This window comes from Emergencia timonensis, assembly GCF_900086585.1.
In the GTDB taxonomy this organism is placed as follows: Bacteria; Bacillota; Clostridia; order Peptostreptococcales; family Anaerovoracaceae; genus Senimuribacter; species Senimuribacter timonensis.
In genome coordinates, this window is sequence record NZ_FLKM01000008.1 from 103,342 (window position 1) to 117,630 (window position 14,289).

At 48.0% G+C, this 14,289-nt stretch carries 12 protein-coding genes and 2 riboswitches; of the genes, 2 read left to right on the forward strand and 10 right to left on the reverse strand.

Annotated features, from left to right (window positions below):
• Nucleotides 1–12 precede the first annotated feature (12 nt).
• Nucleotides 13–486 (reverse strand): CarD family transcriptional regulator, encoded by a 474-nt coding sequence (locus BN6539_RS01800; RefSeq protein ID WP_067533068.1) that lies wholly within the window; start codon nt 484–486, stop codon nt 13–15.
• 238 nt (nt 487–724) lie between these two features.
• Here BN6539_RS01800 and BN6539_RS01805 point away from each other — a divergent pair, with 238 nt between their 5' ends.
• Both BN6539_RS01805 and BN6539_RS01810 read left to right on the forward strand, forming a co-directional pair.
• The gene (locus BN6539_RS01805; protein ID WP_067533071.1) at nt 725–1,402 is read left to right on the forward strand and encodes a response regulator transcription factor; all 678 of its coding nucleotides are present in this window, start codon (nt 725–727) and stop codon (nt 1,400–1,402) included.
• 118 nt (nt 1,403–1,520) lie between these two features.
• A complete protein-coding gene (locus tag BN6539_RS01810) occupies nt 1,521–2,861 on the forward strand; it encodes a sensor histidine kinase (protein WP_207645067.1) in 1,341 nt (446 codons plus the stop codon).
• A 91-nt stretch (nt 2,862–2,952) separates the two neighbouring features.
• Here the strand turns inward: BN6539_RS01810 and radA are convergent, their stop codons facing one another.
• From radA to BN6539_RS01855, 9 genes are all read right to left on the reverse strand, one after another.
• Entirely contained in the window at nt 2,953–4,332 is a 1,380-nt protein-coding gene (gene radA / locus BN6539_RS01815) for a DNA repair protein RadA (RefSeq protein ID WP_067537975.1), read from the reverse strand.
• 346 nt (nt 4,333–4,678) lie between these two features.
• Entirely contained in the window at nt 4,679–5,245 is a 567-nt protein-coding gene (locus BN6539_RS01820; protein WP_082907301.1) for an anthrax toxin lethal factor-related metalloendopeptidase, read from the reverse strand.
• A 113-nt stretch (nt 5,246–5,358) separates the two neighbouring features.
• Nucleotides 5,359–5,441, reverse strand: a riboswitch (cyclic di-GMP riboswitch).
• Nucleotides 5,442–5,521: 80 nt separating this feature from the next.
• Nucleotides 5,522–5,604, reverse strand: a riboswitch (cyclic di-GMP riboswitch).
• Nucleotides 5,605–5,991: 387 nt separating this feature from the next.
• Complete coding sequence (locus tag BN6539_RS01825) at nt 5,992–7,296, reverse strand: Sapep family Mn(2+)-dependent dipeptidase (RefSeq protein ID WP_067533077.1); 1,305 nt, start codon at nt 7,294–7,296, stop codon at nt 5,992–5,994.
• Nucleotides 7,280–8,827, reverse strand: coding sequence for a M20/M25/M40 family metallo-hydrolase (locus BN6539_RS01830; RefSeq protein ID WP_067533080.1), 1,548 nt, complete (start codon nt 8,825–8,827; stop codon nt 7,280–7,282). Before BN6539_RS01830 ends, BN6539_RS01825 begins: the two co-directional genes overlap by 17 nt.
• Complete coding sequence (locus BN6539_RS01835; protein ID WP_067533083.1) at nt 8,824–9,822, reverse strand: ABC transporter ATP-binding protein; 999 nt, start codon at nt 9,820–9,822, stop codon at nt 8,824–8,826. Before BN6539_RS01835 ends, BN6539_RS01830 begins: the two co-directional genes overlap by 4 nt.
• Nucleotide 9,823: 1 nt before the next feature.
• Complete coding sequence (locus tag BN6539_RS01840; RefSeq protein WP_067533086.1) at nt 9,824–10,780, reverse strand: ABC transporter ATP-binding protein; 957 nt, start codon at nt 10,778–10,780, stop codon at nt 9,824–9,826.
• A 5-nt stretch (nt 10,781–10,785) separates the two neighbouring features.
• On the reverse strand, nt 10,786–11,664 hold the full coding sequence (locus tag BN6539_RS01845; RefSeq protein ID WP_067533089.1) for an ABC transporter permease: 879 nt from the start codon (nt 11,662–11,664) through the stop codon (nt 10,786–10,788).
• A 10-nt stretch (nt 11,665–11,674) separates the two neighbouring features.
• Entirely contained in the window at nt 11,675–12,643 is a 969-nt protein-coding gene (locus BN6539_RS01850; RefSeq protein WP_067533092.1) for an ABC transporter permease, read from the reverse strand.
• Between the two features lie 14 nt (nt 12,644–12,657).
• Nucleotides 12,658–14,280: an ABC transporter substrate-binding protein gene (locus tag BN6539_RS01855; RefSeq protein ID WP_067533095.1), complete on the reverse strand. Its 1,623-nt coding sequence runs from the start codon at nt 14,278–14,280 to the stop codon at nt 12,658–12,660.
• Nucleotides 14,281–14,289 lie beyond the last annotated feature (9 nt).

The following is a 14,289-nucleotide window of genomic DNA, read 5'->3' on the forward strand; positions in this document are numbered from 1 at the left end:
CGAGGTAAAAAATCAAACCGCATCCTCTACTAGATGGTCTATCCGCTGTGGGTCTATATCGGCCGCGAGAATCAGTTCGCTTTCTAAAATCTGCTTCGCATTGGTCAGCATCTTCTTCTCTCCTGTAGACAGTTTCTTTAAGCGGCCTGCCCGGATCAGATTTCTGACAACCTCTGCTACCTCCATAATGTCTCCGCTTTTCAGTTTATCAAGGTTTTCTCTCTGCCGTTTGTTCCAATTGCATGACATCTGCGACGTTTCTGCGCGTAAAACAAGAAAGACCGCATCTACCTCGTTGGCGGATATGACCGGCCTGATTCCAATATCCATGCTGTTATCGACGGGAATCATGACACTCATATCGTCAAATGGCAATTTCATAATATAGTATTGCCTGGTTTCGCCTAAGATATCTCTGTCTTCAATCTCTTGAATCACTCCTGCGCCGTGCATGGGGTATAATATTTTGTCTCCAATTGTAAACATTTGATAGGACCCCGCTTTTATCTATATACGTACAGTATAGAGCAACTCATGAGATAATGTCAAGCCTTCAGAAAATACAATATCTTATCACAGACAATTTTTTCTGTCAACTAGGAAATGCTTTTTTCTTTTAATATGTAAGAAATTATGATAGAATTATACAGATAACATTCATGCAACCTACACAGATAGATTGTAGTATTGAAGAAGAAACTAATTCATTCGAAGGAGGATTACCATGTATAAACTTTTGGTAGTTGATGATGAACCTAAAATTCGTGAAGTAATAAGAGAGTATGCAGAATTCAATGGATATGAGGTCACAGAAGCGGCAGATGGAATGAGCGCCGTCGGGCTTTGTAAGCTAAACGAATACGACCTAGTCATTTTAGATATAATGATGCCGAAGCTAGACGGCTTTTCAGCATGCAAAGAGATTAAGAAAATTCAAGATGTGCCAATTATCATGTTATCAGCTCGAGGGGAGGAATATGATAAGCTCTTTGGCTTTGAGCTGGGCATCGACGACTATATCGTCAAACCGTTCAGTCCCAAGGAGCTGATGGCAAGAATCAACGTAGTCCTTGCCCGCAGAAACTCTTCTGCACAGAGCAAGGCCGACGTGGTGAAGTTTAGCGGTCTGGAAATCAACGTTGCCGCCCGAACGGTCACTGTCGACGGAGAAAGAGTCGAATTGACGCCAAAAGAATATGAACTGCTCTTCTATTTGATAGAGAACAAAAACATCGCGCTTTCAAGAGACAAGCTTTTATCAGACATCTGGGGATATGACTTTTTTGGTGACGACAGAACGATCGACACACACATCAAAAATCTTAGAAACAATTTAGGACCATATCGTGACTACATTGTCACACTCAGAGGGGTAGGGTACAAATTTGAGTTTGAAGAGTAAATTCGATTTTAAAAGTATTAGATTTAAGCTTTGGGTTTATTTTATCAGTTTTGCGATCATACTGATCAGTTTGATCTGGTTTTTGCAGATTTTTTTTCTCAATAATTTTTATCAGGATATGAAAATCCGCGAAACCACCAATTTAGCCGACGAACTTGTGCAGTATTACAACGATCAGAATCAGGATCTCTCAAAGCTGATGCAGAAAATTGACACATTATCCCTTTCAAACGAAAACGACTTATACATTCGTGTGGAAACAGCCGCTGGGGCAATTGTCATTCCGCCTACTTATGGTGCGCACGTACAGCTTTATCGATACAGCCTGCAGATTCAAGAGCTGCGGGCACAGCTGGAGATCAGTCCTCTGGGGAAAGCTTCAATCCTTTCACAAAAGGAAGAAAACGGAATGCGCATTTTCTCCTACGCCCGTTACCTGAGCAAAGTAACCAGCAGTTTTGACGAAGACGAAAATAAAGCGAACAGCTATATCGTCTACATCGTATCTCCACTATATCCAGTCAAATCTACGATTTCTATCCTGCGCGCACAGCTTGTGTACATCACTGTGATCGCAGCCCTCTTAGCTTTGACATTGGCTCTGTATCTGGCAAGCCGAATATCCAAGCCAATCAAGGAAATTACAAATTCTGCGGCAGAGATGGGAAAAGGGCATTACGGTGTCAAGTTCAAGGGCGGTCACTATTCGGAGATTACTGAACTTGCTGATACATTGACCAATGCGTCCAGGGAACTAGAAAAGACTGACATGTATCAAAAGGATTTGATTGCCAACGTCTCTCACGATTTGCGGACGCCATTGACCATGATCAAGTCTTATGCCGAAATGATTCGCGATCTTTCTGGCGATAACCCGCCGAAGAGAGAAGCGCATCTGGGCGTCATTATCGACGAAACAGACCGGTTAAACACTTTGGTCAACGACATGCTCAATATGTCAAAGATGCAGTCCAAGAGTATCAAGTTAGAGCGCTCCAACTTTGATCTCAAGAAGACAGCCGAAACGATCCTGGCATCCTTTGAGATTTTAGCAGAAAAAGAGGGTTATCACTTCAAGTTTCATTGCCCTGTCGCTGTCATCGTCAACGGCGACGAGACAAAGATAAAACAGGTGTTATCCAACTTGATTAACAATGCTGTCAAATATGGCGGGGAAGACAAAGAAATCATCGTCAACATTAAAAAGTCCAGTCGAAAAGTACGTTGTGAAGTCATCGATCACGGAGCCGGCATTGCACCCGACGAAATCAACCACGTATGGGAGCGATATTACAAATCCAGCACTCATCACGTCAGGCCTACGGACGGCAGCGGTTTGGGTCTCTCCATCGTCAAAGAGATATTGACCCTCCACAAAGCAAATTACGGAGTTAACAGCAAACTAGGCAAAGGCAGTACCTTCTGGTTTGAGATGGATACAGTAAAACTTAAAAAATAAGAATTCTGCCCGCGGCAGTCATCATAACATTGGTGAGTTCGATATTCCCTATGTTATGAAAAAGCGCGGCTTCATAGAGAAGCCGCGCTTTTTATTCTCCTTTAAAGGCATTGATGGCGTCATAGATGTTTTTTGCGCCGACAATCCTGCATTGTCCCTGCCGAACTTTCCCATCCAATTTATCTGCATTTTTCTTTGGCATGATAATCTGTTCGTATCCCATTCTCCCCGCCTCTGTTACAATCTTATCTGCATTCTGGACAGATCTGAGATCGCCTGTCAGTCCCACTTCTCCGATCACAATGGTTCTCTTCTGACAGGTGACGTCTCTGATAGAGGAATAGACCGCCAGAGCCACCCCCAAATCGACGGAAGTGCTGTCCGGCTTCATGCCGCCTACTACATTGACATAAACGTCTTGATTAATCATGGTCATGCCGACTTTTTTCTCTAAGACGGCGAGAATCATGTTGAGCCTCTGATAATCTACACCGACCGATGTTCTCCTGGCAAATCCCACGTTGGCAGGCGCTGTCAGCGCTTGTATTTCGAATAAAACCGGCCGGCTTCCTTCGTATACAGCCGTAATAATAGAACCCTCTGCGCTGGTCTCCGTACTCTCGAGAAAAGTTCCTGACAGATTTTCAATTTCGATCAGGCCGCCTTCCTCCATTTGGAAGGCTCCGATTTCGCTGGTCGTACCAAACCTGTTTTTATATGCTCTCAATATCCTCAGGTCATGGTCCCTCTCACCCGTAAAGTTGAGTACACAGTCTACCAGATGCTCAACAATTTTCGGTCCTGCCAGCTCTCCATTTTTGGTCACATGGGCCACGATAAAGATAGGGATATCATTGGTCTTTCCCAGCTTCATCAGCTGATTGCCGATATCTCTGACCTGGGATACGCTGCCAGGGACAGAATCCAGGGTCTGCGTGTACATCGTCTGGATAGAGTCGATGACTAGGAACTTGGGCTTTAAATTTTCGCACACTGCCGTAATGTTCTCCATATTGGTCTCTGCCAAAATATACAAATCTTCACTGAGATCAGGGCAGACGCGGTCTGCTCTCATCTTGATCTGTTCTTCTGATTCTTCTCCAGATACATAGAGGACGGTTCCCTGCGATTTGGCCAGATTCGCTGCCGCCTGTATAATCATAGTAGATTTGCCGATTCCCGGCTCCCCTGAAATCAAAGTCAGCGATCCACGGACTAGTCCTCCGCCTAAAACTCGGTTCAGTTCGCCAATCCCCGTGTCAATGCGGATGTAATCACCGGAGCCGACTTCTTTTAGCCTGGATGGTTTTGCCTCTGCGCTGGTCCGCCTCCTGGTATCGTTTTGCGGCGCATCTACCACTTTCTCTTCCACCATGGAGTTCCAGGCTCCACAGATGCACTGCCCCATCCATTTCGGGCTCTCGTAACCGCACTCCTGACAGACAAATACGGTCTTGCTCTTCTTTGCCATAATTGTTTTGATTTCCCCTTTCGTAAACATCCGTTCCTTACATTGAGTATAAAAACTCGGACGATATTTCCTTCATGATAACAAAACACTGTGGGTTTGTCCACAGAGTTTTAAGCCATACTGATTGATCGTTCCATATATCAAAGAAATCTTACGGTGATAGGTTATATTTTTATGGCGCTAAAAAACGCTAAATGACCGAATCAAAGATTCCTGTTTTCACATGTCGCCCACAAGAAACGACTCTTCGTAAGGTACGTTCTTTGCTATTTCCTCTATAATAAAAAAGCCGAGCAGAAATCATCTGCTCAACTTCAATTGTCATCATATCAATTTGCCTGTTCTCTTACCAAGCCCATCCATAAGCGCTGTACATATTGTCAACGTCCTGCTGCTCGATGGTGTCAACCTGCGTTTTCACATATTTGTAAGTCTTTGGTCTGCTTTTCTTCAGCTTACTTGGGTTCTGTGTGTATTCTGCAAAAGACTGTGCGAAGTATTCTTTGCTGTTCTTCGTTATATATGACTTTTGTGTGCCGTTGTACTTTTTCTTTTCGGATTTGTAAATCTTCACGAACTCAGATGTCTCATCTGCACCATTCTGCAGTCTGGAAACAAAATGACCCATCTCGTGAAGTGTATTCGTCTTGTTTCTCGTCTTTAGATGGATGGCATGATCTGCTACGCTGAATACACCGGCATAACCTAAGTTCTTGTTGTATTTGACGGTAAAGCCTAACTCAACAAATGCGTTGACGACTCTGCTGTCTGCCTTTGCTGAAGTAGCAGGAATCGTCTTCATGGATACTGTGGCAGCGTTTGCATCTTCTGTCATAGCCAATACCAAACCTGTCGTCAGGGCTAAAGTTAATATTATCGTTATGAAAACTCTCAGTGTTCTCTTTAACATCATTTCTATCCTCCGAATCATTCAAAATAAAAAAACTGCTTCGTCTAAAGCAGCCACATTCCGAAGGAGGTTCTGATGTTTGTAAGAACGCTCTCATACATTACATTGATCATCTCAATGGCAACTGGCTGTCATGCTTTTCGCTTTAGACCCTATAGCTTTGCGTCGCTGAGTTTCCCCAGGTTTGCTAATATTCTTTTAAATTAAAAAAATCATTCAGAGAATTCACTAAATGACCGTTGTTTATATATATTAGATATCGATACATATCATACATAATACGGCAACTGGCTGGCATACCTTGCGGCTTAGCCCCTGTAGCTTTGCGTCACCGTCTTTCAACGGGTTTGCTCTTGTGAATATCTCTTTTTACTTGTTATCTTAGTATATGCTCTTTTATTGCCTTTGTCAACGGTTTTGGGCAAATTTTCTGCGGCAAAGTCCTTTCAGTTATGCGCTTTCTTGTCTCAAATAGGTCACAGTAGAAATTCCCCAAAAGCACTATCGAGAAATGATTTACCTTTCATTTGATCAAAAACACCTAAAAAGCTCAGGCGCCAAGAGGCTGCAACATCGGTTTCAGCTAAACGCATAACGAAATTTCAACGGTTACAGCTCCTACCGCAGAGGGCGCTCTTTACGGTCATCGGATTTTTTAGGTGTTTTTGCATTTTTTACGGTAATAGAGGGTAACTGGATGATTCATGCAGTCCTGTTACGCATATCCGATCATCAGGCACCCTTATGATCTATCTGCGAAAAGACTTCTCGCACTGGGCGATTCCCTCAATCGCTCTATAATAAATTTCACAGTTTTTCTCCAGTGCCTTCAGCGGAATGTATTCATTTTCCTCATGGCAGCAATCCTTCATCCCCGGAAGGATCGGCCCAAAGCTGACGATGCCCGGCATGGCTTTCGCATAGGAACCGCCGTAACCGAGGACGAAGTCGGGGTTAAGCCCCGTCGCCTCCTCATAAGCCGTGGCTAATACCTCCAGGAATGGGGTATTTCTGCTGACGAAGACAGCGGGCAGCGAAGTAACGCAGGCAATCTCCCCTTCATATTCTTCGCATAATCGTCTGAAAGCACGCAAAAGCTCATCTTCCGTGGTCGTATATGCGAAACGGACGTTGATGCCCACCTCAACAAAACTTCCTGACGTTCTGATCAGCACAGGAGTAAAGACTGTTCGATGTATAAATTCACCTGCAAAATACTCTTCCTTCGTCCTCAGCCCCAATTTCGGCGCGGTGCAGTCAGAAAAGAACTCCGTCACCATTTCCAAAACTTGCGAAAACCCGTTGGGAGTCACACCTTCGAGCAGGTCCGGCATTTGAAAAATAGCGTTCTCTCCTTTTTCCGGTGCGCAGGTATGAACCGCCTTTCCCTCCGTCACGATCACCCTGCCATCTGAAAGCAATGCGCTGCAGCTGTCCGGCACGATATTAAATGCCGTACCGGCCTCAAGCCCGACAATCTGCGGAGACGCTTCATCCACCAAAGCGACAGGAAATCGCAGGGTGACATCCATGCACCCCTTCTCCACGTTTCCAATGGGGAAATCACCGTCAGGTGTAAACCCGTAGTCGGGCAGAGGATAGTGCTCCGTATAACAATCCATGTCGGTCCATTCCGTCTCTTCCTGGGTACCGACAATGAGCCTGACCGTCTTGTGAAAAGGCTTTCCGTTTTCCATGGCAGCGCCCATGGCATATAAGACAGCCACCGTCGGTCCCTTGTCATCAATGGCGCCGCGGCCATAGAGGTTTCCATCGCGCACTTCGCAGGCAAAAGGCGGACTTTTCCAAAGTTCCTCTCTGCCGGCATTCACCACATCCACATGGGTCAGGATGCCAAAGGTTTCGTCGCCCTGGCCGATTTCAATGATACCTACCTGCCCATCTGCGACTTTTTCACATCGCATGCCCATCTGCTCGCCCAGTTTCAGCACATAGTCCAAAGCCTCCTCTACAGCAGCTTTGTCCGAGGAGATGCTGGGGATGTCGATCAGTCCCTTCAAGTCTCTTATCATCTTATCACGTTCTAATGTCATTTGCTTTTTCCCCCATCTTTTCTGCCAGTGGGCCTAAGGAATAGGCCTTTGTCGTCGGATCTTTCTGTAAAAGTCCTGCCTTCTCCAAAGTGGACAGGTTTCGATAGACTGTCGTTCGATTCATGCCAGTCAGTTCCACCAGTCCCGGTACGTCGTAATGGTATGGCGGATCTGTAAACAGGCTCAGTAGGAACAATGCTTTCTCCAAGCTGGTCATCTTCTCCGCATTTTTACGGATGCCGCCGATGGGGCTTGCCATCGTGGCAATGTAGGTGGTGTAAATCTGGGTCGCTGTAATCATCGCCGTGATGCTCATCCTCTCATCTTCCATATGGGCACAGCTGGGTTCTGTCTGAAACACCGGGCCAAAGCTGACAAAATGTTCCATGGACTTTGCGTAGGACGTACCCAGAGCGCTCTGAAAGCTGCTCTCATATCCGTACTCCGCGTACACCTCTGCCATCACCTGTAAGAACTCCTCTTTCTCATCGACAAACATGGGTTCCAAAAAGTCATACAGTTCCATCTCAAAAGAATATTTTTCCTTTTGCCGCATAAAAGCTGCAATGACATCTTCTTTGCTGACACCGGTGCAAGATCGCACGTTGACATTGAGCAGCACCTTGTCACCTTCCCGCTTCAAAATCGTCGGCACGATGATGCTGCGCTGGGTCGGCGTCAGATCAGCATGCACATTTTTATCCATGCCTAGTTTTTCACCGTTATAATCCTTTGCCAGAAAATCGTTGAGGAAACGGATAAAGTTGAACTCTGTCCGATAGCCCAGCTCCACCGCCATTTTGGAGATGGCGTTGATGCCAATGGCCGGCGCCGAGCTGTGACAGGAAATCCCGTGAAAGACCAGGTTCTCCTGATTTCTGATCTTCACTTCCGCCCGGGAAGGAATGGTGTTAGGACTGTCCCCAGAATCCAGCTTTTCCAAAATGTCAATGCAGGGCTCCGTAAAGCGCATCTGCACATCGCAGTAGCCCTTTTCACTGTTATAAATCGGGAAATCGCCATCGGGAGAGAAACCGAAATCGGGCACAGGAAATTCTTTCTTAAAGCTGGCGATGTCGGTCCATTCTGCCTCTTCGGAAGTACCGACGATGAGCCAGACTCTCTTGTTCAGCGGGATTTCCAGCTCTTTAATCGCTTTCAGCGCATAGAGACACATGACCGCAGGGCCTTTGTCGTCCACTACGCCTCTTCCCCATAGGAACCCCTTGGCGACGCGCCCTTCAAAGGGCGGATAAGTCCACTTGTCCGTATCGCCGATACCGACCACGTCCATATGCACCAAAATTCCCAGAGTCTGGTCACCGCTGCCCAGCTCGACGATGCCCACATCGCCTGTGGAAGTTTTCATGGTCTTAAACCCCATGGCTTCTGCCTTCTGCAGAAACAGGTTCAGCGCCTCGGTGTTCTCCGCTGCGCACCCGTTGATGCTTTTGATTCTGATCAGTTCCAGGATGTCCTCTATCATCTCGCTGCGTCTGGCTTTGATGTAGCTGTCAATCTTGTTCCTCATAGACCTTGCCTCCCGCACTTCAGGCAGGCCGCAAAATGTCCCGCTTCTATCTCTTCCAGAACCGGCTGTTTCTCAAAGCATTCTTCCGAAGCTTCAGGGCACCTGCTGGCAAACTTGCACCCTGCTATTTCGATGCTGGCGTTAGGCGTCTCTCCCTGCAGCACTTCCCGCTTTCTATTCTTGTTGACGCCCGGTATGGGCATGATGGCCGTCAGCGCCTTGGTGTAGGGATGCACCCCGCCTTTGATGATCTGATCTGCGCTGCCGATTTCCATAATCTGCCCCAGATACATGATGGCGATTCGATCAGAAATCAGCCAGGCAAGAGAAAGATCGTGGGTGATAAAGAGATAAGAGAGTCCTTTTTCGTCCCGCAGTCCAAGCAAAAGTTTCAATATTCCCGTACGCACAGAAGCATCCAGCATAGAAATCGGCTCATCTGCCACCACGAACTTTGGTTCCATGATGATCGCCCCGGCGATGACCACACGCTGCCGTTGGCCGCCGGAAAGCTCGTAAGGGTAGCGGTACAGATACTCCTCCGCAGGAGACAGCCCCGCCTGTTCCAACGCCTGTTTCACTTTTTCCAGACGTTCTTCGGGAGAATGTACCAGATGATTGACATCCAAAGGCTCCGCTACCAAATCGATGATCCTGTTTCTCGGGTTCAGCGATTGATAAGGGTCCTGAAACACCATCTGCGCCTCCTTGCGAAAGGCTTTCAGACCGTTTTTGCTTCTGTCCAGAGGTCTGCCCTCGAAGAAAATCTCCCCGCCCGTGGCCGGTGCAAGATCCAGGATTGCCTTCCCCGTCGTGGTCTTTCCACTGCCGCTCTCACCAACCAGAGACAAAATTTCTCCTTCTCTGATGCCAAAGCTGACACCGTCCACGGCTCTGACCACCTTGCGGTCCTTCTTGGCAAATTTTCTCTTGTCGATATCAAAATATACCTGAAGGTCTTTTACTTCTACTATATATGCATTTTCTTTTGCCATTTTACACCTCCGCCAGATGGCATGCCACTTGATGGCTTGTGCCTGCCTTTTTCTGCTGTGGAACTTCCACCCTGCATTGCTCTACTGCCATTTCGCATCTCGGATGGAATGGGCAGCCTGCAGGCGGATGCAGCATATTTGCCGGCGCGCCTTTGATGCCGTCCGGAATCCGTTTCTCTTTTTCCACATTAGGGAAACAGCCGATCAGCTTCTTGGTATACGGGTGCTTGGCGTTTTCAAAGATATCAGCTACGGTTCCGCTCTCTACGATTTTTCCTGCATACATGACGGCGATCTTGTCACAGGTCTCTCCCAAAATGGAAAGGTCGTGAGTGATGAGAATCAGCCCCATGTTCAGTTCCTTTCTCAGCTTCTCCAACAGGTTCAGGATCTGTGCCTGCACCATGACGTCCAGCGCTGTGGTCGGCTCGTCTCCGATGACTACCTTGGGATTGCAGGCCAGGGCCATGGCAATCATAACCCTCTGTTTCATGCCGCCGCTGAATTCATGAGGATAGTTGGCAACGCGGCCTCTGGAGATTTCCACCAGTTCCAGAAGGTCCCCCGCCCTCTTCAGTGCGTCCGCCTTTAACAGCCCATCGTGAAGCATGACGGCTTCCGCGATTTGATCGCCGATGTTCATGACCGGGTTGAGGGCGTTCATAGCACCCTGAAAGATGACGGAAATATCTTTCCAGCGATGACGCCGGATTTCATCATCGGAAAGTTTCGCAAGATCACTGCCCTCGAGAAGAATCTCTCCGCCGCAGACCTTGCCCTCTTTCGGCAAAAGCCTGCAGATAGACAGGGCACTGGTGGTCTTGCCGCAGCCGGATTCACCCACCAGACCCAGGGCTTCTCCATAGTCTAAATCAAAGCTGACATCATCGACCGCTTTCAGCTGCCCTTTGGAGGTATCAAAATAGGTCTTTATATTCTTTACTTCTAATAGCTTCATCTCGTCTACCTCTCTTTCAGCTTAGGATTGAGGATTTCATCAAAGGCGTAACCCAGCAGTGTAAATGCCAGTACGACTGCGATGACGCAGATTCCAGGCGGCAGGTAATACCAATAAGCGCCAAGTCCCGTGGCGCCGCACTCGAAAGCGTAGTGGAGCATCATGCCCCAGCTGGCCGTGGTCGTATCGCCTAGTCCCAAAAAGCTCAGGGTAGTTTCTGAGGTGATGGCTGTCGCTGCAATGAGGACGGTATTGGCAAAGACCAGAGGGAAGACATTCGGCAGGATGTGTTTCCACATGATATGCCAGTTTCCCGCACCCAGGGATAGGGTTCGTTCTACAAACTGCCGCTCTTTGACAGACAGTGTCTGCGCTCTCACCACTCTGGCCGTACCTGCCCAACTGGTCACACCGATGACCAGTATGATATTCCAGATGCTCGTTCCCAGGATTGCTGCCAGCACCATCATCAGCGGCAGCCACGGTATGACCAGAAAGAAGTCGGTCAGACGCATCAGTACGTTATCCACAGCTCCGCCGAAATAACCGGCGGAAATGCCGACCAAAGTGCCGATTGCCATAGAGATAATCGTAGCCACGCCTCCGATCAGGAGGGAAATCCTCGCACCTGCCATCAGGTTCGCCAGGACGTCCCTGCCCATATCATCGGTTCCCAGAAGATGGTCGCCGCCGGGTGGTCTGAGAACGTCCCCCATGCCGCCAAACTCCTGGGTCGAAAAAGGCACGAGGATTGGTCCGAAGATTGCAATCAAGACAAAGACTGCCAGTGTAACCAGGCCCACCATAGCCATTTTGTTCTGCCGGACGGACTGCCAGATTTCTTTTGATTTTTTGTTTTTCTGTACATTGTTGCTCACACTCATGGTCCGCCTCCTAATTTCTTACTCTTGGGTCAATCCTGTCGTAGATCAAATCCGTGATCAGGTTCGCTAAGACGACACAGACGGTAACGAGAAGGAAAATCCCCTGCAGCACTGGATAGTCTCTGGCGGAAAGGGCCTCGTACATCAGGTTGCCGATTCCCGGCCAGGAGAAGATCGTCTCTATCTGTACTGCACCGCCGATGACCAGCCCCAGATTGATGGCGATAATCGTCACCATTGGCAGCATGGCGTTGGGCATTGCGTGTTTTCGCAGGACATATTTCTCCCGAAAGCCCTTTGCTCTCGCCGTCGTGATGTAATCTTCTGACAAAACGTCGATCAAAGTGTTCCGCATGGTCAGCGCATATTCGCCGATCAAAAGGATACTCATGGTGATAACAGGAAGAATCAAATGGGCTGCCATGTCTGCGATCATCTCCATGCTCGAGGAATAGACCATGCCGGCGGTGGTCATGCCGCTGATGGGCAGCCATCTGAGATTGACTGCAAAGATGACTACCATGATCATGCCCAGCCAGAAGGTAGGCATGGAGTAGGTAATCAGAGAAAAACTCAGAGTACCTACGTCCAGTTTTGAACCCCTCTTCCATGCCGCCATGATACCCAGGAAAATGCCGACGATGATGGCGACAATCTCCGCCAGTCCCAGCATCACCACGGTAGGCAGAATCTTGGCGCCGATAACTTCCATGACAGGTGCTTTGTAGACAAAGGACGTGCCGAAGTCTCCTGTAAACAATCCCTTCAGATACACTACAAATTGACTGTACCAGGGCAGATCCAGCCCGTAGGAAGCGCGGATGGCCTCGATAGAAGCCTCCGACGCTTTCGGATTTCTCATAATCATGGAGATCGGATCACCCGGCAGAACTCTGAAGAGAAAGTAATTGAAGATGATTACCGCCAAAATGGTAATCAGAGCATATAGTATCTTTCGAATTACGCTGCTGTTTTTCATTGTTTGCCTCTTTCTTATTTGACAGGCGCTGCGTTGATGTAGTTTTCGATGGTCATGTTAAAGTAGTAGGTGCCCTTTTCCGGAACCTGTTCGATGCCTGTCCAGCGATCACTTCTGTAGCCCTGGATATTGTTATCATATAAGAGGATGATGTACGGCGCTTCGTCGTAAGCGATTTTTTCCATCTCCTGAACCAGCGCGATTCGCTTCTCTTTGTCCATCTCTGTCTGCTGCTGTGCGTAAAGCTGGTCATATTTTTTGTTGGACCACTGTGATTCATTATTACTGCCGATCTGTGCTGTGGTCAAAATGCCCATCATGACGGTCGGATCATAATCTCCGCCCCAGCCCCACATGAACATGTCGTAATCTGCTGCCGTAATGGCATCCTGCAGGGCGCCGCTGTCCATGGTCTTCAGATTGATTTCGATACCGGCTTCCTTGCAGGTGGATGCAATCAGCTGTCCCGACTTTACCTCTGCACTGTTATCTCCGATGTTGATAAATTCGAAGGACAGCTTGTTGCCGTCTCCATCTTCTCTGATGCCGTCTCCATCGCTGTCTTTGTATCCGGCGTCATCCAGCAGCTTCTCCGCTTTCTTTATATTATAGCTTCTCAGTTCCTCGCCTTTAGGCGCATAGTGATATGGATCGCTGGCGTTGAGCATGGTCGTCCCTTCTGTTCCATGTCCCTGGTAGGCCATATCGATGATATTCTGTTTATCGGTAGCATATTCGATAGCTTTTCTAACCTCTGCATCCTTCAGCAGTGGATTTCCTTTTGAGGATGGATCTTCTGAGCAGTTGATGCCCACCTGCATAAATCCCTGCACTTCTCCAGAGATGACGGTTACGTTCTCTTCATCCTCAAGCTGTGAATACTGGGTTGCCGACAGGTTGACAGCAGCGTCTATTTCGCCTACCTTCAGCGCCTGTGCCAAGGAGTCCGTATTCTTGTACTCGACAAACACGTAGTTTTCTACTGCCGGTTTTTCGCGATAATATGCTTCGTTCTTGCTGACCTTTACAATGCCGTTTTCATTGGATACCAGTTTATAAGGGCCGCTGCCGATCATTTCTCCATTGTCCCAGGTTTCCAGCTCTTCTTTTTTCACCTTCTCCCAAACGTGCTTCGGCATAATCGGCGTGGTATTCATCAGCATGTTGGCCTTTGGCAATTTGGTCTTCATCACCACGGTCTGTTCATCTGGACAGGTAATGTCTGTAATACCTTCCAGATAGCTGGAATACATATAGCCCAGTCCGGTATCCAGCATCAGCTCGTATGTATATTTGACGTCTTCCGAGGTGACCGGCTCGCCGTCATGCCATTTGGCGTCTTTGTTCAGATGGAAGGTCCAGGTCTTCTCGTCCTTGCTGACTTTCCAGTCGTCGGCCAGTGCCGGAGACGGGTTCAGCTCTTTATCATATCTGACCAGGGGATCATATACCAGGGCGATGATCTCAAAAGACTGCTGCTCATAGGAAGACAGGGGATTCAGGGTATCCACGCTGGTGCTGGACCCGATGGTCATGGTTGACGCATCAAAGTCGCCTCCGCCGCCACAGGCGGAAAAACCTGCTGACATGGCCAGTACAAGTACCAGCGCCAATGCTAATTTGCTCATTCTTTTCATCGTTCTTCT